Here is a 22,118-nt window from a genome sequence, read left to right on the forward strand (position 1 = left end):
AACCGTATCAGATGCGTCTGCCGCTGTTCTGCCGTGGGCTTTGCCCGGTTGCGGTTTTTTCCAGCTCAGCGCCTGAGACAGTCGACGCGTTTGCCCCTAAGATGGCGCCATTGCATCAACAATAAGAGTGGGCCAACCCTCGATGGAAAGACGTCAATTCAGCGGCGGCATGAAAGGCAAGAACCTGCGCTACCTCAACGAAACCCAGCAGCCGGCGTCGGTCACCCGCGTCGGCTTCCTGTTGCTTGAACACTTTTCCCTGCCCGCATTCACCCAGACCCTCGACACCCTCGTCACCGCCAACCTGCTGCGTCCCGAACTGTTCGCTTCGCGGACTTTCGGTTGGGACGACGGCGAAGTCACCAGCGACCTGGGCCTGGTGATCCGCCCCGACGCACGCCTCGATGCGGCAACTCTGCAAGACCTGGATTTGCTGGTGATCTGCGGCGGCTTTCGCACTGAACTCAAGGCCAGCGACGACTTCATCCACCTGCTGCGCAGCGCCGCCGAGCATGGCATCAGCCTCGCCGGCCTGTGGAACGGCGCCTGGTTTCTGGGGCGCGCCGGCTTGCTGCAAGGTTATCGCTGCGCCATCCACCCCGAACACCGCCCGGCCCTGGCGGAGGTGTCAAAAGCCACCCACGTCACCAGCGAACCCTACGTGATCGACCGCGACCGCCTCACCGCTTCCAGCCCGTCCGGCGCGTTCCATATGGCATTGGATTGGATCAAGGCCTTGCACGATAAAGCCCTGGTCGAAGGGATCGAAGATATCCTGGCCTTCGAAGAATCGCGCTACCGGCGCATCAAGCCCACCGAAAACGTCAGCGTCAGCGCGCCGCTGCGTGAAGTCGTGAAACTGATGGACGCCAACCTCGAAGAACCCCTGGAACTGGACCAGCTCGCCGTGTATGCCGGCCGCTCCCGGCGCCAGCTCGAGCGGCTGTTCAAGGAGCAACTGGGCACTACGCCGCAGCGCTACTACATGGAACTGCGCGTCACCGAAGCGCGGCGGCTGTTGCAACACACGGAGTTGTCCCAGGTGGAGGTGCTGGTGGCGTGCGGGTTTGTTTCGCCGAGCCATTTCAGCAAATGCTACAGCTCGTATTTCGGTTATCGCCCCTCCAAGGAAAAGCGGTTGGTGAAGTAATATCCCCACTGGCTCATTTTTTCAAGGAAGACCCATGTCTCTGACACTGTTGGATCGTTATCGCGGTAGCTTGCTGGGCCTGGCGTGTGGCGATGCGGTAGGCACCACCGTTGAATTCATGCCGCGCGGCAGCTTCACACCGGTTACCGATATGGTCGGAGGAGGGCCGTTCAGCCTGAAGCCGGGCCAATGGACGGATGACACCTCGATGGCGTTGTGTCTGGCCGAAAGCCTGATACGTAAAGGTGGGTTTGATGCCGCCGACCAGATGGGGCGCTACCTGAACTGGTGGAAGTGGGGCTACTTGAGTTCCACGGGCGATTGCTTTGATATCGGCATGACCGTTCGTACCGCGCTGGCGGAATTTGAGGCGCACGGTGATCCGTTCGCAGGTTCAACGGCGCCTTTTTCCGCCGGCAATGGTTCGATGATGCGCTTGGCGCCGGTCGTGCTGTATTACTTTCCAGACCTTCAACGGGTCGACGATTTTTCCCGTCAGAGTTCGCGTACCACCCACGGCGCCCAAGAGGCGATTGAATGCTGCGTGGTGCTGGCGCGGGCAATCGGCAATGCCTTGAGCGGGGCGACCAAGGAGCAACTGTTGAGCGTCTCATGCGCCGGCCTGACTGCCCCCAAAGTGTTGGCGATTGCCCAGGGGGAGTATCGCGATAAACCCCGCGCGGACATCACTGGCAGCGGCTACGCCGTGGCCTCGCTGGAAGCCGCGCTGTGGTGCGTGCAGCACACAGACAGCTTCGCCGATGCCGTCTTGACGGCCGCTAACCTGGGCGATGACGCGGACACCACGGCGGCCATCGTGGGTCAATTGGCCGGTGCGCATTATGGCGTGCAAGGTATTCCCGAGGGGTGGCTGGAAAAGCTGTGCATGGGCGATGACATAGAAGCAATGGCCGATGCACTGTTCAACGCCGCCGCCCAACACCCCGAATAACTTGTAGTGAGCGGGCTTGCCCCGCGCTCGGTGGCGAAGCCGCCCCAAACCAGGCGACTCGGTTTTATCTGTCATTCGGCGGCGACTCGGTTAGGGCGGCTTCGCCACCCAGCGCGGGACAAGCCCGCTCACTACAAGGGTCCGTTTTTATCAGAACCGATCCAGGCGATACGGCCTGAGCGCCTGGCCGCCATTCGCCAACGCGCCAACCCACTGCGCCGTCACCGCCGCCTGCGTCAACCCCAGGTGCTGGTGCCCGAACGCCAGCAGCACCTTGCCGTCACACACTCGGTCAATCACTGGCAATGAATCCGGCAACGACGGCCGAAACCCCATCCAGGGCGTGGCCCCTTGTGCGCTCAGGTCCTCGCGAAACAGCCCCTGGCTCAGCCGGTGCAACTGCCAGGCGCGCTGCATATTCGCTGGGCGCTCAAGGCCGGCAAATTCCACCGTGCCGGCCAGGCGCAGGCCGTCGGTCATGGGCGTCATGATGAATTTTCGCTCCAGGGAGGTAACGGCGAACGGCAGGCGATGAGGCTCGCTGGGCAGCATGAGGTGGTAGCCGCGCTCGGTGTCCAAGGGCACGGTTCTTCCGGTCAAGGCGGCGGTGAGCTTGGCCGAGTGGGCGCCGCAGGCGATCAGCATCTGGCGTGCGCTCAGCGGGCCCTGGTCGGTGATGAGCGAGACGCCGTGTTCTCCCACGCGACCCTCCAGCACGTGGCGCTTGAGGAACTGCACGCCACAGGCCTCGGCTGCCCGGACCAGTTCGCGCACCACCTGGTAAGGGTCAAGGAAGTGACCGGTGCCGGGGAAAAACAGACCGCCCTGGATGTTGTCGCTCAACTGCGGCGCTGCCTTGCGTATCGCATCGCCAGACCAGAATGCCACGGGCACCTGCTGCTGTTGCATACGTTGCTGCAAGGCATCCACGGCCGGCCGTGACTGCGCGCGCTCAAACACCAGCAGCGAGCCATTCTCACGCAGCAAGTCCGGGCGCCCGATGCTCTGCAGCAAACGCTGCCAGGCGCCCAGGCTGGCTTCATTGAGCATGCGGATCCCCGCGACCGTGCGCCGGTAGTTCGCCGGGCGCAGGTTCAACAGCAGGCGCAAGAACCAGGGCAGGGCGCGCGGCAGGTATCGCCAGTCCAGACGCAGCGGGCCCAAGGGGTCGAGCAGCATGCCGGGCAAACGCTTGAGGATCGACAGGTCGGCAATCGGGAACACTTGCTCGGTCGCCAGATGCCCCGCGTTGCCATAGGACGCACCCATCCCGGGTTCCTGCGCGTCGAGCACCACCACTTGCCGGCCCTGGCGTGCCAGTTGCAAAGCGCAGGCCACTCCAATAATGCCGGCGCCCACCACGACGATATCGTGCTCGGCCATGACCTAGGCTTCTCTTTGGCAATTCTGTTGCGCGGACCAGTCGGCGTACCACTGGCGGAACAACGCGTACTGGCTCCGGGCGTAACGGCGCTGGGCCTCGCTGAGCACGTCGGTTTCGTTGAAATGCACGCTGTAGCCCTGGTCGCCGTTAAGCACCATCAGGTACTTGTAATACAGCACCAAGTCGCAGCCTTCATCGAAGGACGACAGCACTGCCAGCGCGGCCTCCAGTTCAAGGGCCTGGCGCCGGGCCTTGACATCGCCCTTGGCCGCTTGCTTGCTCAACGCCACCAGTTGCAGGACTTCCCGGGGCAGTGCGTTGCCGACTCCGGTGATAGCACCCGTGGCGTTGCAATTGACGAAACCGTGCACCACCTGGGTGTCGACGCCGACCATCAAGGTCACGCTGTCATCCTGGGAGGTGATGTGTTCCGCTGCGTAGCGCAGGTCTGCGCCACCGCCGAACTCCTTGAAGCCGACGAGGTTCGGGTGTTCGCGGCGCAGTTCGAAGAACAGGTCGGCGCGAGTGGCGAAGCCGTAGTAGGGGCTGTTGTAGATCACCGCCGGCAGGTTGGGTGCGGCCTTGAGAATCGCCGAGAAGTGGGCCTTTTGCGCAGTGGCGGATGCGCCACGGGACAGCACGCGCGGAATCACCATCAAGCCGTGGGCGCCCACCTCGGCGGCGTGGGCTGCATGGGCGATCGCTTCGCGGCTGTTGACCGCTCCCGTACCGACGATGGTCGGCACACCGGCCGCTACCAGGCGCGCGACGCCCTCCTGGCGCTGGGCTTCAGTCAGCAACGGCCAGTCGCCCATGGAGCCGCAATACACTACGGCGTTCATGCCGATATCGACCAACTCGCGGCCCTTGGCGACCAGTGCATCGAAGTCCGGCTTGCGATCAAGGGTGCACGGCGTCATCAGGGCGGGGATGCAGCCGGTGAAAATGTCGTCGTTCATTGTTCTTGCTCCTCGAGTCAATTAAGCAGAGCCGGGGCGCCGATGCCCCAGGCGAAAGGGTCGCGTTCGTCGATCAGCAAGGTGCTGTCGGCGGTCATGTAGGCGCTGCCGGTGATGAAGGGCCGTACGTGCTCGCCTTCCCATTCATAGTGGCCGGTGAACTGGCTGCCGGTGATGCTGGCCTGGACCCAGCTTGCGCCGGGCGCAAGTTTTCCGTCGGCCGCCAGGCAGGCCAGCTTGGCGCTGGTGCCGGTGCCGCAGGGCGAGCGGTCGTAGGCCTTGCCGGGGCACATCACGAAGTTGCGGCTGTCGGCCAGGTCGTCGTCGGCGAACAGTTCGACATGGTCGATCAACGCGCCGTCCTCACCGTGAATGCCTTGGGCTTCGAGCGCCCTGAGCATGGCCCAGGTGTACTCGGTCAGGGCGTCGACGTTGTCCATCTGCAAGGCCTGGCCGTGCTCCGATACCAGGAAAAACCAGTTGCCGCCCCAGGCAATGTCGCCGTGGACTACGCCATGGCCCGGCACATCCACCGGCACCTGCTGGCGAAAACGGTAGGCGGGCACATTGCGCAAGGTCACGCTGGCGTCTTCGTGCAGCGTCGCCGCCACCGGGCCGACGGGCGTGTCGATGGTGTGCACGCCGGGCTGGATGAGGCCCAGGTAGTGTAAGGACGCCACCAGGCCGATGGTGCCGTGACCGCACATGCCGAGGTAGCCGGCGTTGTTGAAGAAAATCACGCCGCACACCGCGCCGGGGGTGACAGGCTCGCAGTACAGCGCGCCAACCAGCACGTCATTGCCACGCGGTTCCAACAGGCAAGCGCGGCGCCAGGGGTCGTGCTCGTTGCGCAGGTTCGCCAGTCGCTCGGCAAGGGTGGCGCCGTGCAGGGCCGGAAAGCCGGTCATCACCAGGCGCGTGGGTTCGCCGCCGGTGTGGGAGTCGATCACATGCAGTCGCTTCATAGCGCGTTCCGTGTGTGTGAAGGGGTAGGCTTACAGTGAACTTACGGACGGCGGCGCGATTGATGTTTTTTGTGCGCATCGATGACGAAATCAGCACAGTTTTGGCAGCTCGACAGCGCCCTGGGCATCGGGCAATCTGCTATGCGTCGAGGCAATTTGCGGGGATCCACGGTCATGATGCAGAGCGCGTTTGCGACCCTTTGCCAGGGGGGCGAGGCAAATCGTCCGCACAGCCTTGAGCAGTTGTTGACCGGTGTCGCGCAGCTATTGCCGATGCTGGATGTGATCCCGAATGCGGCGATTTTCATCAAGGACACCCAGGCGCGTTATGTCCTGGCCAACCGCACGTTGGTGCAACGTTGTGGCCTCAAGCAGCTGCAACCGCTGCTGGGCAGGACCAGTGCAGAAGTCTTCCCCGCCCAACTGGGGCCGGGTTACACCGAACAGGACCGCCGCGTGCTGGAGCAGGGTTTCGTGCTGCAAGACCAGTTGGAACTGCACCTCTACGGCACCCGCGAACCCGGCTGGTGCCTGACCCACAAATGGCCGTTGTACAACCGTGGCGGCGCCATCATTGGCCTGGCCGGCATCTCGGTCGACCTGCAAACCGCCAGCGAAAGCCACCCTGCATACCAGCGCCTGGCCGCGGTGGACGCGCACATCCGCGCGCACTTCAACCGCCGTGTCACGCTGGCAGAATTGACGCGCATCGCGGGCATTTCCGTGGCGCAGCTGGAGCGTTACTGCAAACGCGTGTTCCATCTCACGCCCCGGCAGATGATCCAGAAAGTGCGCCTGGAGCAGGCCCACCGGTTGTTGCAGACCTGCATGCCGATTACCGAAGTCGCGTTGCAGTGCGGCTATACCGATCACAGCGCCTTCAGTCGCCAGTTCAAGGCCTCTACGGGGTTTACGCCGAGGCAGTATCGGGAGACCTGCTAAACACCTGACTCCTGTTCTGTAGTGAGCGGGCTCGCCCCGCGCTGGGGGGCGAAGCCGCCCCAATAAGGCCGCCGCAGTCTTTCAGAAAGACTGAGGTGCCTGGGTTTAGGGCGGCTTCGCCGCCCAGCGCGGGGCAAGCCCGCTCACTACAGTTCGTTTCAGGCCAGCCACATCGCAATGCAACGAATGCCCCGCGCAACCCTCATATGTTCACGAGTAATGCATACGACGACAGGTACCAAGCTTATGACTGCGGCTGAAAACAACCATGTGAACTGGCTGGTGGAACAATCGATGCTGCATGCGGCACGCCAGCGCGCCAAGCTCTATTCGGGGCAGGGCCGGTTGTGGCAGCAGCCTTACGCGCACACCCGGCCGCGCGACGCGTCGGCGCTGTCGTCGGTATGGTTCACCGCTTACCCTGCGTCGATCGTGACTCGCGAGGGCGGCACGGTACTGGAGGCGCTGGGGGATGAAGCGCTGTGGCATGCCTTGTCGAAGATCGGCATCCAGGGCATCCATAATGGCCCGCTGAAAAAGTCCGGCGGCCTGAACGGTACCCGACACACGCCGACCATCGACGGTAACTTCGACCGCATCAGTTTCGACATCGACCCGCAGCTGGGCACCGAGGCGCAATTGCAGGCGTTGACACGCATGGCGGCGGCGCACAACGCGGTGATTATCGACGATGTGATTCCGTCCCACACCGGCAAAGGCGCGGACTTTCGCCTGGCCGAGATGGCGTACGAGGACTACCCGGGCCTCTACCACATGGTCGAAATCCGCGAAGAAGACTGGCCGTTGCTGCCCGAGGTCGCCGAAGGCCGCGATGCGCAGAACCTCAGCCCGCTGCAGGTCGACGCGTTGCGCGACAAGCACTACATCGTCGGCCAATTGCAGCGGGTGATCTTCTTCGAGCCTGGCGTCAAGGAAACCGACTGGAGCGCCACCGACGTTGTGGTGGGCGTGGACGGCAAGCCGCGTCGCTGGGTGTACCTGCATTATTTCAAGGAGGGCCAGCCGTCGCTGAATTGGCTGGACCCGACCTTCGCCGCGCAGCAGATGATCATCGGTGATGCGCTGCATGCCATCGACGTGATGGGTGCGAAGATCCTGCGCCTGGACGCCAATGGTTTCCTCGGCGTGGAACGCAAGCTCGACGGCACCGCGTGGTCCGAAAGCCATCCGCTGTCGATCACCGGCAACCAGTTGCTCGGCGGGGCGATCCGCAAGGCCGGCGGTTTCAGCTTCCAGGAGCTGAACCTCACCGTGGACGACATCGCGTCGATGTCCCATGGCGGCGCCGACCTGTCCTATGACTTCATCACCCGTCCCGCCTATCAGCACGCGCTGCTGATGGGCGATGCCGAGTTCCTGCGCTTGATGCTGCGCGAGATGCACCGCCAGGGCATCGACCCCGGTTCGTTGATCCATGCATTGCAGAACCACGATGAATTAACCCTGGAGCTGGTGCATTTCTGGACGCTGCACGCTCATGACACGTTCCTCTATCAGGGCCAGACCTTCCCCGGCAATATCCTGCGCGAACACATTCGCGAACAGATGTACGAGCGCCTGACCGGCGAACATGCCCCGTACAACCTCAAATTCGTGACCAATGGTGTGTCGTGCACCACCGCCAGCATCATCACCGCAGCGCTGGGCATTCGTGACCTGGACGCGATCACACCGGCAGACATCCAGCAGATCCGCCAGATCCATTTGCTGCTGGTGATGTACAACGCCATGCAGCCCGGCGTGTTTGCCTTGTCCGGTTGGGACCTGGTGGGCGCGCTGCCGCTGGCGGCCGAAGACGTCGAGCATCTGATGCAGGACGGCGATACGCGCTGGATTCATCGCGGCGCTTATGACCTGGTGGAGCTGAACCCGGATGCGCAGCTTTCCGCCGGGAACATGCCACGCTCGAAAAGCCTCTACGGCAGCCTGAACAGCCAGTTGCAGGACCCCGAGTCCTTCGCCTCGCAACTGCAAAAAATTCTTGCCGTACGCCGCGCCTACGATATCGCCGCGAGCCGTCAGATCCAGGTGCCGGAGGTGGAGAATCCTGGGCTGTTGGTGATGGTGCACGAATTGCCGGCCGGCAAAGGTACGCAAATCACCGCATTGAATTTCGGGGCCACGCCGATTACCGAAACCTTGCACCTGCCCGATATTGCTGCGGGGATGGTGGTGGACATCATCAACGAGCGGGTCGAGGGGGATTTGACCGCAGAGGGGGCGTTCACGATTACGCTGGATCCGTATGAAGGCTTGGCGCTGAGAGTCGTCAGCAGCGCGCCGATGTAGCGCTCACTGCACTATCGTTGTAGTGAGCGGGCTTGCCCCGCGCTGGGCGGCGAAGCCGCCCCAAAACCCGTCGATCCGGTTCTATCTGACAGACCGCGGCGATCCGATTGGGGCGGCTTCGCCGCCCAGCGCGGGACAAGCCCGCTCACTACAGCACGTTCAAAAGCGCTGGGTCAGTAAAGTTGCGGCACAATGAGTTCCGGTGGCGTCGGGCTGCGCGAATAGTCCTCCTGCCGTTCGCGCTGCGGCAGTTCGATCACCGGTAGCTCAACTTCCTCATAGGGCATTTGCCCGAGCAGGTGACTGATGCAGTTGAGCCGCGCTTTCTTCTTGTCATCCGCCTGCACCACCCACCAGGGCGCTTCGGCGATGTGGGTGCGTTCGAGCATGATCTCCTTGGCCTTGGTATAGGCTTCCCAACGCCGGCGCGACTCCAGGTCCATGGGACTGAGCTTCCACTGCTTGAGCGGGTCATGAATACGGCTGAGAAAGCGCAGGTGCTGTTCCTGGTCGGAAATCGAAAACCAATACTTGATCAACTGAATACCGGAGCGGGCGAGCATACGTTCGAACTCCGGCACGGTGCGGAAGAACTCTTCGTACTGGTCGTCATTACAGAACCCCATGACTTGCTCGACGCCGGCGCGGTTGTACCAACTGCGGTCGAACAGCACGATTTCACCGGCGGCCGGCAAGTGCGAGACGTAGCGCTGGAAATACCACTGGGTTTGTTCGCGGTCATTCGGTGCCGGCAGGGCGGCCACCCGGCAGACCCTGGGATTGAGGCGCTGGGTGATGCGCTTGATCACGCCACCTTTGCCGGCGGCATCGCGGCCCTCGAACAGGATCACCACTTTGTGGCCGGTCTTGACCACCCAGCTTTGCAATTTCACCAACTCGCCCTGCAGGCGGAACAGCTCGCTGAAATAAATCCTGCGCGCGGCTTTTTCGCTGCTTTCACCGACATGCTCATCAAATAGCGTGTTCAGGTCGTGCCCGTCTTCGGACAGTTCCAGTTCCAACTCTTCATCACTGTGATCAAGGAGTTCACGGTGAATGCGCTGCATCAAGGCGTCTTCTACAGAGGACATGGGCGGAACTCGCAGGGTGGGGATGGCCAAGTCATAGACGCAATTTGTTACCAACCAATTACACCGAATCGCATGTTTGCGAGGGAAGAGGGGGGCAACCGGGCGTTTTGCCACTGCACGTTCATAAAACCGTAACAAGATTGTTGCAGAGTTGCCGAGCCCGAAATCACTAGGATTCTCCTTAATGAAACGTCTGATGAAGTCTGCTGCAATCGCCGTCGCGGTTTCTTTGAGTGCCACCTCGGTATTTGCGGCGGAAAACGTCCGCCTGACAGGTTCTGGCGCAAGTTTCCCGGCTCCGATCTACCTCACCTGGTTCAAAGACTTCAGCAAGAAGACAGAAGGTGTCACGGTTGACTACCAATCCAAGGGTAGCGGCGCTGGCGTACAGGACTTCCTGAACAAAACCGTCGACTTCGCCGCCAGTGACTCGGCAATGAAAGACGAAGACATCGCCAAGGTTGCCGAAGGCGTGCAACTGCTGCCGATGACCGCGGGCGAAATCGTCCTGGCGTACAACCTGCCGGGCAGCCCAAAAGGCTTGAAGCTGCCGCGCGAGGTGTACTCCAACATCTTCCTGGGCAAGATCACCAAGTGGAACGACCCGCAAATCGTCGCGGCCAACCCGGAGCTGAAACTCACTGACATGCCGATCACCGTCGTGGTGCGTGCAGACTCCAGCGGTACCACTGCGGTGTTCACCAAGCACCTGTCGGCCATCAACCCTGCGTTCAAGCAGGACCTGGGCGAAGGCAATACCGTCAACTGGCCTGCCAGCGACAAGTTCATCAAATCGCCGAAAAACGACGGCGTGACCGCCACCGTACGCCAGACCCCAGGCGCCATCGGCTACATCGAGTACGGTTTCGCCAAGCTGGCCAAGGTCGATTTTGCCCAGCTGCAGAACAAGGCCGGCAAATACGTGGTGCCGAACGCCGAAAGCGGCGCCGAAGCGCTGGCTGCGGTGAAGATGCCGGAAAGCCTGGTGGCCTGGCTGCCGGATCCGGATGGTGCCAAGTCCTACCCGATCACTTCCTATACCTGGATGATCTTCCGCAAGGACAACGGCAACCCGGCCAAGGCCAAGGCCATGCGTGAAATGGTCGAGTACAGCCTGACCGAAGGCCAGAAAATCGCCGATTCGATGGGCTACATCCCGCTGCCGAAATCGGTTGTCGATCAGGTGCGCAAAGCTTCCGCCAACATTCAGTAAGGCTTGCCAGGCCGCTCCCGGCGTGGGCTTGCCCGCCATGCCGGAAGCGTTCCCCCCTTGTTCCGGAATCAGCCAATGAACTCACCTTTTGTCGTACCGGTTAACCCGGACTCTGCGTGCCGGCCACCGTCCACGAAGGACTTTGTGGTTGACCGCACCTTCCGGGCCCTTGCACGCATCGGCGTAGTGCTGATACTGGCGCTGGTTTTCGCGCTGGTGTTCGAAGTAGGGCGCAAGGCACTTCCCGGCATGGAAAAGCACGGTTTTGACGTGCTGTTCGGCAGTGTCTGGGATGTGAACCAAGGTAAATACGGCATTCTGCCGGCTATTTGGGGCACGCTGTACAGTGCCTTCATCGCGTTGCTGATCGCAGGCTTTTTCGGCGTCAGCATGGCGATTTTCCTGACTCAGGATTTCTTACCGGCCAAGCTGGCTGCAGTGTTTCGCACCATCGTCGAGTTGCTCGCCGCCATCCCCAGCGTCGTTTACGGCCTGTGGGGGATCTACGTGGTGATCCCGGCGATTCGCCCGCTCACGGCGTGGCTGAACAGCGAGCTTGGCTGGATCCCGTTTTTCGGCACCTCCCTGAGTGGACCGGGTCTGCTGCCCGCGGCGCTGGTCCTGGCCATCATGATTCTGCCGACCATCGCCGCCGTTTCCCAGGATGCGCTCACGGCGGTGCCAATGAAAACCAAGCAAGCCGCCTACGGCATGGGCACCACCCATTGGGAGGCGATTCTCAAGGTAATGGTGCCATCCGCCGCGACCGGCATCTTCGGTTCCCTGGTGCTGGGCCTCGGCCGCGCCCTGGGTGAAACCATGGCCCTGGCCATGCTGGTGGGCAACGCGAACAATATTTCCCTTTCGCTGTTTGCACCGGCCAATACCCTGGCGGCCTTGCTGGCGCTGAACTTCCCCGAAGCCGGCCCGAACGAGATCGAGGTGCTGATGTACGCCGCACTGGTCCTGATGTTCATCACGCTTTTGGTGAACATCATCGGTTCGATGATCATGGTCTACGCCCAGCGGGGGACTAAACAATGACTGACCTCTCTTCCCCAATCACCGCCATGCCGAGCCTGCAACGCCGGTTCGAAGGCCGTGCCCTGCGCAGCCTGGTGTTGACCAGCCTGGTGTGGTTCGGCGCACTGCTGGCCAGCGTGCCGCTGATTTCGGTGCTTTACATGCTGATCACCCGGGGCGGCGCTCGCCTGAGCCTGGAGGTGTTCACCGAATTGCCACCGACCGGGTTCGAGACCGGCGGTGGCTTCGGCAACGCCATGGCGGGTACGTTTGTCATGGTCGGTATCGCGGCTGCCATCGCGGTGCCGGTCGGCATCCTGGCCGCCGTGTTCCTGGCTGAGCTGGGGCCGGACAGCAAACTGGCGAACGCTTCGCGCTTTGCCGCGAAAATGCTCACCGGCCTGCCGTCGATTCTGGCGGGCGTGTTTGCCTACGCCCTGGTGGTGATGACCACCGGGACCTACTCGGCCCCTGCCGGCGGCATCGCACTGGCGGTATTGATGCTGCCGATCGTGGTGCTCACGGCTGAAGAGTCGATGAAGATGGTGCCCAAGGTCATGAAGGACGCCGCCTACGGCATGGGCTGCACCCGCTCGCAAGTGATCTGGAAAATCGTCCTGCCCACCGGCATGCCGGCAATCCTCACGGGCGTCATGCTTGCCGTGGCGCGCGCCGCCGGCGAAACCGCACCGCTGTTGTTCACCGCGCTGTTCAGCAACTACTGGATCTACCACGACGGCAACCTGGCGGTGATGAATCCGACGGCCTCCCTTGCCGTGCTGATTTACAACTTCTCCGGCATGCCCTTTGACAACCAGCTCGAGCTCGCCTGGGCGGCCTCATTGGTGCTGGTGATGATCGTGCTGGTCGTGAATATCGTGAGCCGTATTTTCGGCAAGCCCAAGTACTAAGAACGGGAGCAACTGAATTTTGAACACGTCATCTGCGCAAATAGCCGCTCCGTTTATCACCCAGGCGCCTGTGGTCATGGACTGCAAGCTGGACAAGATTTTCTACGGCAACTTCATGGCGGTGCGTGATAGCCATGTGCCAATCGAGAAAAACAAGATCACCGGCTTTATCGGTCCGTCCGGCTGTGGCAAATCCACCGTGCTGCGTAGCCTCAACCGCATGAATGACCTGGTGAAGGGCTTTCGCTTCGAAGGTCATGTGCATTTCCTCGGCCAGGACGTGTACGGCAAGGGCGTTGATCCGGTGGTCGTACGCCGTTACATCGGCATGGTGTTCCAACAGCCGAACCCGTTCTCCATGAGCATTTTCGACAACGTGGCCTTTGGCCTGCGCCTCAATCGCTACAAGGGTGACCTGGGTGACCGCGTCAAGCACGCCCTGCAAGGCGCCGCGTTGTGGGATGAGGTCAAGGACAAGCTCAAGGTCAGCGGCCTGTCGCTTTCCGGCGGCCAGCAGCAACGCCTGTGTATCGCCCGTGCCATCGCCACCGAGCCGGAAGTGTTGCTGCTCGATGAACCGTGCTCGGCGCTTGACCCGATTGCCACGCGCCGCGTCGAGGAACTGATGGTCGAGCTCAAGAAGGACTACACCATCGCGCTGGTGACGCACAACATGCAGCAGGCGATTCGCGTGGCCGATACCACTGCGTTCTTTTCGGTGGATATCTCCCAGGGCACCCGCACCGGCTATCTGGTGGAAATGGGCCCTACCGCGCAGATCTTCGAAAACCCGCGCGAACAAATGACCGGGGACTACATCAGCGGCAAGTTCAGCTGATCCGCCCATGCACCGTTTTTCAGGATTGCCAATGACTGCAACACGTCGTCTTGATTTGCTCGCGATCGAACGCGCACTGCGTAAGGTACAGGGCCGTTTTGCCCAGCTCAGCCGGGACTTTACCGAGCCACGCGACCCGCTGACAGACGAGGTGCTGCAGAATGTGCTTGAAGGCTACGCCCTGATTGACGAGTATGTGGCGCGCGGTGTCGACCTGTTCAACCTTCAGCAACTGAACCTGATGCTGGAGATCAATGCCACCGTGCTCTGCGGTAAAGACCCGCAGCGGCGGCAGGAGTACGCCCAGCATCTGGCCGCGACCGAAGTGCATTTTTTCAACAATGTCGAAGGCGGTATCAAGGATTTGTACAACTGGTACTGCAAGCACCACGATGAATCGGTGTGGAAGCGCGCCGCCGGTGTCTATGTGCGCGTCCTCAGCAAGCCGCAGTTGTTCATTGAAGGTAATCACCGCAGCGGGTCGCTGATTGTCAGCTACCTGCTGATGCGCGCGGGGCTGCCACCGTTTGTACTGACGCTGGACAACGCCGAGGGCTACTTCAACCCATCCTCGGTCATACGCAACTCCGCCAAGCATGGCGTCAAGGCCTTGTACGAATTGCCCAAGATCAAGAAGAAATATGCCGCGTTCCTGGAAGATAACGCCCCTGATCCAACGGAGTTTTTCCTGGGCGACACCCCGGCACCCGTTTATCAAGGTGGCTATTGATATGCTCGGCACTCTCAAGCATGCGTTCAAGCGCCAGCGCATCCGTATCTCGTTCGATATCGATGACACGCTGGCCTGCCAACTGCACCACAGTGCGACCGAACACAGCCGCTTGCCGGCGTGTGTGCACCGCTGGCTGGGCGAACCGCTGCGCAGCGGAACCCGTGCCCTGACCCGCGAGTTACGGCGCCAGGGCTGCAGCGTGTGGGTCTACACTTCGTCCGGCCGCACTCCGTCCTACATCCGCCGCTGGTTGTTGCTGTACGGCATCCACGTCGACGGTGTGGTCAACAGCGTGCGGCACAACCAGGCCCTCACGGACCGTGGCCTGGCGAGCACCCCATCGAAATTCCCGCCAGCGTTCGACATCGACTTGCATGTCGATGACTCCGAGGGCGTGCAGCTTGAGGGCGTCGATCACGGGTTTCGCGTCGTGGTGGTGGACCCGCAAGACACGCAATGGGCGCAGCGGGTGCTGGAGGCGGTTGCACAGGTCCAGACGCAGCTTGCACGCCAGCAACCGCACAGGCACAAGCTGCCGGTGCGCGGTTATCCGGGGCTTACGTTGAACGGGTGAAGAAGCTTGCCGTATAGGCAGGGTTAAGCAGGGGGCGGCTGAGGAATCAGTTGGCCCCCTTTTTTATGCTTGTTCAATACAGCTTTCAGAGACTGACAATTCCCTGTAGTGAGCAGGCTCGCCCCGCGCTGGGCCGCGAAGCGGCCCCAAACCCGGCGATGTGGGTTATCTGAAATTGCGCGGTGTCTTTATTGGGGCGGCTTCGCCACCCAGCGCGGGACAAGCCCGCTCACTACAAAAATGTGTTGATACCTATGTGCATCGCAGGCACGCCAGTTCCCACAGAGAAGCAGCGCGGCGCTTTTTATCTGGCCATTCGTCTAAAGCCCGGCACTCTGAATGGCGTGCCGCCTCTCAAGTGTAAGCGCGGATATCCCGAGCATCAGCAAGGAGAGTCAATATGCACAGCAATGAAAACGCCCCCGCTAACGAAGCCGGGCATGAGCCTGAGCGTGATGAGGACAATATCCCGTTGCCGCCGGACGACGAGGCGCCTGTTGAAGAGGACATGTCCGATGTGGACGCGGCCGATTCGGTCGCGAGCGAGCATCCTGACAACTGATTGTCCTGTGTAATCCGAAGTACCCGCCGGCCTTGTTCCGGCCGCTGCCCCACAGCGGCCGGGACTATGGATTGGCGCCGGTCGAACGGGCGTTCTGCGCGCCCAGTGGAATTTTTCCGAACCTTCCCAGGCGCACACCTATCAGAACTAACAAGGCGGTCGCCCAACGGCACCGCGCGAGGTACGTGGCTTATCGAAATGTTCAGCGTGAGGCCGCAGTTTCAACATGTGCACCGGCGGCACAGTCACAGCAAGGACATATCTGATGCATCAAGATAACCCGGTTGACCAAATCATCGTGATCGGCGCGTCCAGCGGCGGTTTAACGGCATTGCGCACACTGCTGGCCCAGCTCCCGAGCGATCTGCAGGCCGCGGTTTTCATCACCATGCATATCGGCGATCAACCCAGCCTGCTGCCGAGCCTGCTGGCTAAGACGACCTCGTTGGACATCGATTTTGCCTTGTCTGGAGAAGCCATAAAGAACGGTCGTGTCTACGTGGCGCCACCGGACCAGCACCTGCTGATCAAGCGCGGCACCTTGCAGTTGGTCCGCAGCGCTAAGGAAAACCACTCCCGCCCCGCGATTGACCCGATGTTTCGCTCCGCTGCGATCAGCTACGCAGAGGGAACGATCGGCGTAATCCTCACCGGTGAACTGGATGACGGTGTGGTCGGCCTCCAGGCGATCAAGGCTTATGGGGGCAGGGTGTTTGTCCAGGATCCCGAGACGGCCGAAGCGCCCTCCATGCCGATGAATGCACTGCGTCATGTCGAGGTGGACACTTGCTTGCCGCTCGATGAACTGGGCCGCGCCCTGGGTCGCGCTGTTGCGCAGCGCGCGCCTGAAGCGCCCGCGCCCAGGGAGCCCAAGCGTATCGAGCCGTACGCGACTGAAAACGATCTGACTGAAGACCTCAGTTCAGGCGGGGCCTATGCTCTGGACGCGATCGGGAAGGTCTCGGGAATATCTTGCCCGGAATGCGGGGGCTCGTTGTGGGAGGTAGGCGCTGCTCCGCCGCGCTTTCGTTGCCACACCGGCCACAGCTATACCTCGGTCGCGTTATTTCATGGCCAGAACGAAATGATCGAGGAAGCGCTGTGGGTGGCCATTCGGGCCATGCACGAAAAGCAGCTGCTACTCGGTCGGCAGATTCAAAGCAGTAAGGATTTCGGGCGAACGGGCGCGGTAAAAGAATACGAGCTGGCGAGCGAAGGCCTTGAGGGCCACAAGGACACCCTTCGCGCATTGGTAACAACGCTACGCCCGGTTTCGTCCAGTGATGCGCAAACGCCTAAATGAAAGCCGACACTGACACTCGAGACCAGGTCGCGGCGATCTTTGACCAGCTCCTTGCGCTGCGTGAGAGCGTGACCGCACTCGAGCGGGCTGAGGAAGAACGGGCGGGTTCACTGCGTGGTCATCAAACGGTGGATGTGGACGGTGCGTTCCGTTTGGTCTTCCAGAAGCTTCAGGACGAGATCGCCAGCATGGAAGAGACGTTGGCTACCCTTGCTGAAGCGACCGGTGATGGGCCCACGTTCTAGCCCATGTCAGGTGCGCAACCGACCGGCGTCCTTGACCGGCGGAAGGCCGAACATGCGCACATAATCCCGGCTGAATTGCGAAGGGCTCTCGTAACCCACGCGAAAGCCTGCGCCCGCGGCGTCCAGCGCTTCGGCGACCATCAGCCGGCGCGCTTCCTGCAGCCGCAACTGGCTGCGAAACGCCAGCGGGCTCATGGACGTGACGGCCTTGAAGTGTGCATGGAAGGTGGAGCGGCTCATGCCGGCAATGTCGGCGATGGCATCGATCCGGCAGGGCTCGTGGTAGTGGGCGCGCAACCAGGCGATGGCCTTGGCGATCTGGTTGAGGCGGCTGTCGGCCTTGGCCATTTGCCGCAGTGCGCCGTGACCACTGGCTGTGAGCAGGCGATAGAGGATTTCGCGAATCGTCAGCGGCGCCAACGCCTCGATGTCTGCCGGTGTGTCCAGCAGCCGGGCCAGCCTGACGGCCGCGTCCAGCAGCTCGGCGGTGGTGGTGTTGAGTTCGATGCTGGCGCCCGGCTGCGCGGGTTGCTCCAGGGACGCCGGATGACGCATCGCCAGCTCGCTCAGCACGGCCATGTCCAGGTCGAGCACCAGGCACAGGTAAGGCGTTGTCGCGCTGGCCTCGATCACCGACCCCATCACCGGAATGTCCACGGACGCCACCAGGTAAGTCGCTGCGTCGTAGACGTAGCTCGCCGTGCCGGCGACCACTTGCTTGCGGCCCTGGGCAATCAGGCACAGGGTCGGCTCGTACACCACCGGCATGGGCATTGTCGGCGCGGCTGAGCGCACCAGGCTGACGCCGGCGACCGGCGTGGAATGAATGCCGTCAATGGGGGCGTGACGGCTGATCAGGTCGATGAGGTGTGCCAGGGCATCCATGGCGGCTCCGTTGATGGGGCTGGGCAGGGCGGTCCGACTGGTCGGACGATCGTGCAAGGATGCGCGACGATCCTGCTACAGGCAGCCGACCTGCGAGGGGCAGACTCAAGGCTACCGGCTTGAACGCCCTATACACAAGGAGACCATCATGTCCTCAACGACAGCACTCGACCATTACCGCCTGCTCGGACGATCGGGTATGCGCGTTTCACCCCTGGCCCTCGGTACCATGACCTTCGGCGACGATTGGGGCTGGGGCATGCAGGAGGCCGAGGCGCGACAGATCTTCGACGCTTACGTTGATCGCGGCGGCAACCTGATCGACAGCGCCGTCAACTACACCAACGGCGCCTCCGAGCGCATGCTTGGCCAGTTCCTCAAGGGCAAGCGCGAGCGCCTCGTCGTGTCCACCAAATACACCATGGCCCGTGATCCGGGCGACCCCAACAGTGGCGGCAACCACCGCATGAACCTGATGCGTTCGGTGGAAACGAGCCTCAAACAACTGGACACCGATCGCATCGAACTGCTGTACCTGCACGCCTGGGATTTCACCACCAGCGCCGACGAAGTGATGCGCGGGTTGGATGACTTGGTACGCAGCGGCAAGGTGCTGTACCTGGGCATCTGCAACACCCCGGCGTGGAAGGTCGCGCACCTGCAAACCCTGGCTGACCTGCGCGGCTGGTCGCCGTTGGTGGCCTTGCAGATCGAGTACAGCCTGGTGGAGCGCAGCGTCGAGCACGAGCTGATCCCAATGGCTGCGGCGCTGGGACTGGGCGTACTGCCATGGTCGCCGTTGGGCGGCGGCATCCTGAGCGGCAAGTACAGTCACGCCGACCTCGGCCAGGCCAGCGAAGCAGGCGTGTCGGCGACGCGCAAGGGTGTGATCAGTTCGTCCGGGCATTTGAACGAGCGTGCCTTGCACATCGCCAGTGTGGTCGGCGCGGTCGCGAGTGAGATGGGCGTGACGCCGTCCCAGCTTGCCCTGGCCTGGACCCTGCAGAACCCGGCCGTCGTCGCGCCGGTCATGGGGGCCAGGACCCTGGCCCAGGCTCAGGACAACTTTGGGGCACTCGCCACTCCACTGGATGCCGAGCATCTCGCTCGGCTGGACCAGGCCAGCGCGCCGGAGCCGATCTTTCCAGAGCGCTTCGTGTCGCGGCCTATGGTGCAACAGTTGATCTTTGGCGGGACGTCGTTGCGCCACCGCGAGGGCTCGGTATGAAGCGTTCAACGGTTCACCGCATGGCCTCGGCTGCGCTGTTGTGCCTATGGGCGGGCCTTGCCGGTGCGGCTTCGCAGGCGCAAGTCGAAGCCGGCAACAAACAACGCGTGACCGAAGCCTTCGACCACTGGGCCGCCGGCGGCACGCGCTTCTTCAGCGACATGCTGGCCCCGGACGTCGTCTGGACAATCAAGGGATCGGGCCCCAGCGCGGGCGTATACCGCGGCGTCGATACGTTCGTCGAGAAGGCCGTGCGGCCCTTGGTAACACGCCTGGCCACGCCGGTCAAACCGCTGAGTCGGCAGGTCTGGGCCGACGGTGACCATGTGATCATCCAATGGGAGGGCGCCGGCGTAGCGCGTGACGGGCAGGCCTATCACAACAGCTATGCCTGGATCTTCCGGATGCACGAGGGCAAGGCCGTCGAAGTGACCGCGTTTCTGGACCTGGCGCCTTACGACGAGGTGCTGCGGCGGGTCCCGGCGCAGGCGGGGCAGGGATAGCCAGGTCGCTGCCGCGCAGCCAGCGTTGAATGCCGTCACATTTGCCTGGCACAGATACCCATGCACAGATAACCAAAGCCAATACCGGGCGGGCGACGTGTCGTTCCAGAGTGGCCCGCATCTAGTGCTGAGGCGCGGCCCAGATCGAAAGCTCCTTGAGCTTTATTTCGGTGGAGATATCAAATTCGGTTTGAAGCCGCTGTGCCGCATCGTCCGTGATGCTTGCCGAACACTGTAAGCCCAGCACGAAACCGTTCGCCCTTGCGCCGGCCTTGACTGCCATGATCATCGACCCGGACTTCTGAATTTCCGCCATGATTTTTTCCGCCTGGCGAATGATCGAAGCAGGAAGCTCTTTTTTGAAATCGGCCATTTTTTACTCCAAACGCACACAAGGTATTACTGGCTTAACGCCATTACGCGGAGCTGAATGCTCTCTGATGTAGGAGATTCATGGGAGGTAGCTGCGTTCAAAAAATAAGGTCCGATTCCGCTCGACGTGACGCTACTCGGTTCCGGGTGTGCCGTTGGGCGCGCAGACAAGGGGGGCCGACGGCGGCCAGTGGGCCATGCCGTCGGCAGAGTGGATCATTACTCGAAGGTACAGACCCAAAGGTGGTCGTGCCGGTAGGGCGCACGGGTGAAATGGACGTCCGAGACCAAGTACAGCCCCCGCTCCTGGAGTGCCTCGGTCAGTTGTACGAGTGTCTCTGCTTGGATAGTCATTGCCGTCACCTCGTCAGATTATCGCCTTCATAATGCTTGACCGGGAGGGCAACGGGCTAATTCAAAATTTTTACACGGTTGACTAATACACGGTCACATCAGCGCCTGCGTTGAAGCGTGCGCAAGCAAATCGGTGAGTTCAGCCATGTGAGAAAGATCAGGCAATTGAAACTTCTGCCGTCCTGCAACTATCTCCTAAGCATCAGCCAAAAGGAGGTCATGTATGAATTGCTATCTTTGTGGGTTACAGGCGCAAGCGCAGCAATCCGGAGAGGATCAAGGCACTGAGCTTGTCGACTGTTCCGACTGCGGTACCTATAGAATTTCGAGCAGCGTCTTGAAAATGCTGGCGTCGAGGACGTTCAACTATCCGAAAATGCGGGACGACCTGCACCGCCAGCGCCAGTTCAACGCCACCTCTGTGGCTGAGATCAATACGCAGACAGCTATTTGGGCCTGATGCCTAGACTCAGATTCCGTCTCGTTTGCGAAGGGGCCGAGCTGGGCGCAGTCCTCGTGAGCCAAAAGCGTGAACGCGACGAGAGGGTGTCTGAGAATGACGTGCTCGATAGGTCTATTGGTTAAGCAACCTACGATTAATCGAGCTTGGCTTTGCACAGGGCACTGAATGCGGACGGGCGCTTGCCAAATTCGCGGAGATAATACTTACAAAAAGTCTGGTAGTTGTAGAATCCACATAAGCTTGCCACCTCTTTTGGCGAACAGACGGTGTCATCTGCTTCAAGCAGGCATTGGGCTTTTAAGAGCCTTTGTTGCCGTAGGAATGCGATGGGGGTGGTTTTTTTAAAGTGCCGAAATCCCATTTGCAAAGAGCGAACACTTAAACCTGCAAACGCGGCAACCTCGCCGACAGTTAAGTGTGGGTCAGCGTTTGAGGCCATATAATCAGCTGCCTTATTTATCGAGTGCGGCGTTGGCGTGAGCGTGCGATGAGGGCTCAAGATAGCCTGGGTAAAATTATTAGGAAAATTATAGAGAAAAAAACCTATCAGCGTCTCCTTAAGGCTGTTGCCTATGCAGTGAATAGGCGATGATGAGTTCGCAGATAAGTTGATGATTGATTCGGTTAATCGCTGAACAAATTGAATCTGCCACGCAGCGCCGCTGTTCGTGTGAAAAAATATTCTGGTTTTAGGGGGCGTGCCCAGCACTAAGGTGAGTAGTTTGTGTATGTCGATATTGGAAAGATATACCGTTGTGTATTTTGTCCCGGGTGCATAGACGCAATCGAACACTTCTCGTTGATCAGTCAATGCGAGAGCGTTACGTTCCACGCTGTGTTTACCCTTATAAGCCCGCCATTGTACGAAGCCTGAGTGGGGAAGGGTAATCAAGAAACCATCTATTTCATTTTGGGTTTCGTACCCCCACCCAGAGCGGCTAAACGTAAGGCTGACAAAGGAACTGCCAAGTATACAGAATTGCTTGCAATAATCGAATGACCCATCCAGGCCAGGCATAAGTGACATGAAATTATCATATTTTATGAAGTGCTCAGACGCCGTAGCTATATCGTCAAGGTGGAGCTGGGTAAAGCCGTAAGTTTCCATTTTTTACTCCTGGCATAACCACGATTTTCGTTTATGTTTGTGGCGTAATC

General features: G+C 61.0%; 23 protein-coding genes. 16 read left to right on the forward strand and 7 right to left on the reverse strand.

Annotated features, from left to right (window positions below; genetic code table 11):
• Window positions 1–169: 169 nt before the first annotated feature.
• Both KVG91_RS23090 and KVG91_RS23095 read left to right on the forward strand, forming a co-directional pair.
• Window positions 170–1,150 (forward strand): GlxA family transcriptional regulator, encoded by a 981-nt coding sequence (locus tag KVG91_RS23090; protein ID WP_178115316.1) that lies wholly within the window; start codon window positions 170–172, stop codon window positions 1,148–1,150.
• Window positions 1,151–1,184: 34 nt separating this feature from the next.
• Window positions 1,185–2,102 (forward strand): ADP-ribosylglycohydrolase family protein, encoded by a 918-nt coding sequence (locus tag KVG91_RS23095; RefSeq protein WP_169378678.1) that lies wholly within the window; start codon window positions 1,185–1,187, stop codon window positions 2,100–2,102.
• A gap of 150 nt (window positions 2,103–2,252) precedes the next feature.
• Here KVG91_RS23095 and KVG91_RS23100 read toward each other — a convergent pair whose 3' ends face one another.
• The 3 genes from KVG91_RS23100 to KVG91_RS23110 are packed head-to-tail and all read right to left on the reverse strand — an operon-like array spanning window position 2,253 to window position 5,410.
• Window positions 2,253–3,485, reverse strand: coding sequence for an NAD(P)/FAD-dependent oxidoreductase (locus KVG91_RS23100; RefSeq protein WP_169378677.1), 1,233 nt, complete (start codon window positions 3,483–3,485; stop codon window positions 2,253–2,255).
• A gap of 3 nt (window positions 3,486–3,488) precedes the next feature.
• On the reverse strand, window positions 3,489–4,445 hold the full coding sequence (locus KVG91_RS23105; protein ID WP_169378676.1) for a dihydrodipicolinate synthase family protein: 957 nt from the start codon (window positions 4,443–4,445) through the stop codon (window positions 3,489–3,491).
• Window positions 4,446–4,462: 17 nt separating this feature from the next.
• Window positions 4,463–5,410, reverse strand: a complete 948-nt coding sequence (locus KVG91_RS23110) for a 4-hydroxyproline epimerase (protein WP_169378675.1) — start codon at window positions 5,408–5,410, stop codon at window positions 4,463–4,465.
• Window positions 5,411–5,584: 174 nt separating this feature from the next.
• On the opposite strand from KVG91_RS23110, the gene KVG91_RS23115 reads away from it, so the two are divergent.
• Together KVG91_RS23115 and treS are read left to right on the forward strand one after the other, a co-directional pair.
• Window positions 5,585–6,352 (forward strand): AraC family transcriptional regulator, encoded by a 768-nt coding sequence (locus KVG91_RS23115; protein ID WP_178115315.1) that lies wholly within the window; start codon window positions 5,585–5,587, stop codon window positions 6,350–6,352.
• Between the two features lie 246 nt (window positions 6,353–6,598).
• Complete coding sequence (gene treS / locus KVG91_RS23120; RefSeq protein ID WP_169378674.1) at window positions 6,599–8,662, forward strand: maltose alpha-D-glucosyltransferase; 2,064 nt, start codon at window positions 6,599–6,601, stop codon at window positions 8,660–8,662.
• Window positions 8,663–8,835: 173 nt separating this feature from the next.
• On the opposite strand, the gene ppk2 is transcribed toward treS, so the two are convergent.
• The gene (gene ppk2, locus KVG91_RS23125; protein WP_169378673.1) at window positions 8,836–9,753 is read right to left on the reverse strand and encodes a polyphosphate kinase 2; all 918 of its coding nucleotides are present in this window, start codon (window positions 9,751–9,753) and stop codon (window positions 8,836–8,838) included.
• 184 nt (window positions 9,754–9,937) lie between these two features.
• On the opposite strand from ppk2, the gene pstS reads away from it, so the two are divergent.
• The 9 genes from pstS to KVG91_RS23170 all read left to right on the forward strand — a co-directional run bounded on the left by pstS (window position 9,938) and on the right by KVG91_RS23170 (window position 17,155).
• Window positions 9,938–10,966 carry a phosphate ABC transporter substrate-binding protein PstS gene (gene pstS, locus KVG91_RS23130; protein ID WP_169378672.1) on the forward strand — a complete coding sequence of 343 codons (1,029 nt, stop codon included), beginning with the start codon at window positions 9,938–9,940 and terminating at the stop codon, window positions 10,964–10,966.
• 75 nt (window positions 10,967–11,041) lie between these two features.
• Window positions 11,042–12,010 carry a phosphate ABC transporter permease subunit PstC gene (pstC, locus tag KVG91_RS23135; RefSeq protein WP_169378671.1) on the forward strand — a complete coding sequence of 323 codons (969 nt, stop codon included), beginning with the start codon at window positions 11,042–11,044 and terminating at the stop codon, window positions 12,008–12,010.
• Window positions 12,007–12,900, forward strand: coding sequence for a phosphate ABC transporter permease PstA (pstA, locus tag KVG91_RS23140; protein ID WP_169378670.1), 894 nt, complete (start codon window positions 12,007–12,009; stop codon window positions 12,898–12,900). The genes pstC and pstA overlap by 4 nt, the downstream gene beginning before the upstream one ends.
• Before the next feature lie 76 nt (window positions 12,901–12,976).
• Entirely contained in the window at window positions 12,977–13,738 is a 762-nt protein-coding gene (gene pstB, locus KVG91_RS23145) for a phosphate ABC transporter ATP-binding protein PstB (RefSeq protein ID WP_010210300.1), read from the forward strand.
• A 31-nt stretch (window positions 13,739–13,769) separates the two neighbouring features.
• Window positions 13,770–14,468, forward strand: a complete 699-nt coding sequence (locus KVG91_RS23150; protein ID WP_169378669.1) for a hypothetical protein — start codon at window positions 13,770–13,772, stop codon at window positions 14,466–14,468.
• Window position 14,469: 1 nt separating this feature from the next.
• Window positions 14,470–15,045 carry a hypothetical protein gene (locus KVG91_RS23155; RefSeq protein ID WP_169378668.1) on the forward strand — a complete coding sequence of 192 codons (576 nt, stop codon included), beginning with the start codon at window positions 14,470–14,472 and terminating at the stop codon, window positions 15,043–15,045.
• Between the two features lie 400 nt (window positions 15,046–15,445).
• The gene (locus tag KVG91_RS23160; protein WP_169375196.1) at window positions 15,446–15,607 is read left to right on the forward strand and encodes a hypothetical protein; all 162 of its coding nucleotides are present in this window, start codon (window positions 15,446–15,448) and stop codon (window positions 15,605–15,607) included.
• Window positions 15,608–15,872: 265 nt separating this feature from the next.
• Window positions 15,873–16,910: a chemotaxis protein CheB gene (locus KVG91_RS23165; RefSeq protein ID WP_169375209.1), complete on the forward strand. Its 1,038-nt coding sequence runs from the start codon at window positions 15,873–15,875 to the stop codon at window positions 16,908–16,910.
• Window positions 16,907–17,155, forward strand: a complete 249-nt coding sequence (locus KVG91_RS23170) for a hypothetical protein (RefSeq protein WP_169375208.1) — start codon at window positions 16,907–16,909, stop codon at window positions 17,153–17,155. Before KVG91_RS23165 ends, KVG91_RS23170 begins: the two co-directional genes overlap by 4 nt.
• A gap of 6 nt (window positions 17,156–17,161) precedes the next feature.
• Here the strand turns inward: KVG91_RS23170 and KVG91_RS23175 are convergent, their stop codons facing one another.
• Window positions 17,162–18,040: an AraC family transcriptional regulator gene (locus KVG91_RS23175; protein ID WP_169375207.1), complete on the reverse strand. Its 879-nt coding sequence runs from the start codon at window positions 18,038–18,040 to the stop codon at window positions 17,162–17,164.
• A 148-nt stretch (window positions 18,041–18,188) separates the two neighbouring features.
• Here KVG91_RS23175 and KVG91_RS23180 point away from each other — a divergent pair, with 148 nt between their 5' ends.
• Both KVG91_RS23180 and KVG91_RS23185 read left to right on the forward strand, forming a co-directional pair.
• Window positions 18,189–19,268, forward strand: a complete 1,080-nt coding sequence (locus tag KVG91_RS23180; protein ID WP_169375206.1) for an aldo/keto reductase — start codon at window positions 18,189–18,191, stop codon at window positions 19,266–19,268.
• Entirely contained in the window at window positions 19,265–19,771 is a 507-nt protein-coding gene (locus KVG91_RS23185; protein WP_169375205.1) for a nuclear transport factor 2 family protein, read from the forward strand. Before KVG91_RS23180 ends, KVG91_RS23185 begins: the two co-directional genes overlap by 4 nt.
• A gap of 121 nt (window positions 19,772–19,892) precedes the next feature.
• Here KVG91_RS23185 and KVG91_RS23190 read toward each other — a convergent pair whose 3' ends face one another.
• Window positions 19,893–20,144 (reverse strand): hypothetical protein, encoded by a 252-nt coding sequence (locus KVG91_RS23190; RefSeq protein WP_169375204.1) that lies wholly within the window; start codon window positions 20,142–20,144, stop codon window positions 19,893–19,895.
• Between the two features lie 576 nt (window positions 20,145–20,720).
• Between KVG91_RS23190 and KVG91_RS23195 the strand changes: the two genes are divergently transcribed.
• The gene (locus KVG91_RS23195; protein WP_169375203.1) at window positions 20,721–20,957 is read left to right on the forward strand and encodes a hypothetical protein; all 237 of its coding nucleotides are present in this window, start codon (window positions 20,721–20,723) and stop codon (window positions 20,955–20,957) included.
• Window positions 20,958–21,093: 136 nt separating this feature from the next.
• On the opposite strand, the gene KVG91_RS23200 is transcribed toward KVG91_RS23195, so the two are convergent.
• Entirely contained in the window at window positions 21,094–22,068 is a 975-nt protein-coding gene (locus KVG91_RS23200) for a helix-turn-helix domain-containing protein (RefSeq protein ID WP_169375202.1), read from the reverse strand.
• Between the last annotated feature and the right edge of the window lie 50 nt (window positions 22,069–22,118).

This window comes from Pseudomonas azadiae (genome assembly GCF_019145355.1).
In the GTDB taxonomy this organism is placed as follows: Bacteria; Pseudomonadota; Gammaproteobacteria; order Pseudomonadales; family Pseudomonadaceae; genus Aquipseudomonas; species Aquipseudomonas azadiae.

Bases quoted from the DNA above. Each gene is read 5' to 3' on its own strand.
- ppk2 (WP_169378673.1), bottom strand. From the start codon at position 9,753: ATGTCCTCTGTAGAAGACGCCTTGATGCAGCGCATTCACCGTGAACTC.
- KVG91_RS23160 (WP_169375196.1), top strand. From the start codon at position 15,446: ATGCACAGCAATGAAAACGCCCCCGCTAACGAAGCCGGGCATGAGCCT.
- KVG91_RS23090 (WP_178115316.1), top strand. From the start codon at position 170: ATGAAAGGCAAGAACCTGCGCTACCTCAACGAAACCCAGCAGCCGGCG.
- KVG91_RS23180 (WP_169375206.1), top strand. From the start codon at position 18,189: ATGTCCTCAACGACAGCACTCGACCATTACCGCCTGCTCGGACGATCG.
- KVG91_RS23165 (WP_169375209.1), top strand. From the start codon at position 15,873: ATGCATCAAGATAACCCGGTTGACCAAATCATCGTGATCGGCGCGTCC.
- KVG91_RS23190 (WP_169375204.1), bottom strand. From the start codon at position 20,144: ATGGCCGATTTCAAAAAAGAGCTTCCTGCTTCGATCATTCGCCAGGCG.
- pstA (WP_169378670.1), top strand. From the start codon at position 12,007: ATGACTGACCTCTCTTCCCCAATCACCGCCATGCCGAGCCTGCAACGC.
- KVG91_RS23105 (WP_169378676.1), bottom strand. From the start codon at position 4,445: ATGAACGACGACATTTTCACCGGCTGCATCCCCGCCCTGATGACGCCG.
- pstS (WP_169378672.1), top strand. From the start codon at position 9,938: ATGAAACGTCTGATGAAGTCTGCTGCAATCGCCGTCGCGGTTTCTTTG.
- KVG91_RS23200 (WP_169375202.1), bottom strand. From the start codon at position 22,068: ATGGAAACTTACGGCTTTACCCAGCTCCACCTTGACGATATAGCTACG.
- KVG91_RS23110 (WP_169378675.1), bottom strand. From the start codon at position 5,410: ATGAAGCGACTGCATGTGATCGACTCCCACACCGGCGGCGAACCCACG.
- pstB (WP_010210300.1), top strand. From the start codon at position 12,977: ATGGACTGCAAGCTGGACAAGATTTTCTACGGCAACTTCATGGCGGTG.
- treS (WP_169378674.1), top strand. From the start codon at position 6,599: ATGACTGCGGCTGAAAACAACCATGTGAACTGGCTGGTGGAACAATCG.
- KVG91_RS23115 (WP_178115315.1), top strand. From the start codon at position 5,585: ATGATGCAGAGCGCGTTTGCGACCCTTTGCCAGGGGGGCGAGGCAAAT.
- KVG91_RS23185 (WP_169375205.1), top strand. From the start codon at position 19,265: ATGAAGCGTTCAACGGTTCACCGCATGGCCTCGGCTGCGCTGTTGTGC.
- KVG91_RS23155 (WP_169378668.1), top strand. From the start codon at position 14,470: ATGCTCGGCACTCTCAAGCATGCGTTCAAGCGCCAGCGCATCCGTATC.
- KVG91_RS23175 (WP_169375207.1), bottom strand. From the start codon at position 18,040: ATGGATGCCCTGGCACACCTCATCGACCTGATCAGCCGTCACGCCCCC.
- KVG91_RS23150 (WP_169378669.1), top strand. From the start codon at position 13,770: ATGACTGCAACACGTCGTCTTGATTTGCTCGCGATCGAACGCGCACTG.
- pstC (WP_169378671.1), top strand. From the start codon at position 11,042: ATGAACTCACCTTTTGTCGTACCGGTTAACCCGGACTCTGCGTGCCGG.
- KVG91_RS23170 (WP_169375208.1), top strand. From the start codon at position 16,907: ATGAAAGCCGACACTGACACTCGAGACCAGGTCGCGGCGATCTTTGAC.
- KVG91_RS23195 (WP_169375203.1), top strand. From the start codon at position 20,721: ATGAATTGCTATCTTTGTGGGTTACAGGCGCAAGCGCAGCAATCCGGA.
- KVG91_RS23095 (WP_169378678.1), top strand. From the start codon at position 1,185: ATGTCTCTGACACTGTTGGATCGTTATCGCGGTAGCTTGCTGGGCCTG.
- KVG91_RS23100 (WP_169378677.1), bottom strand. From the start codon at position 3,485: ATGGCCGAGCACGATATCGTCGTGGTGGGCGCCGGCATTATTGGAGTG.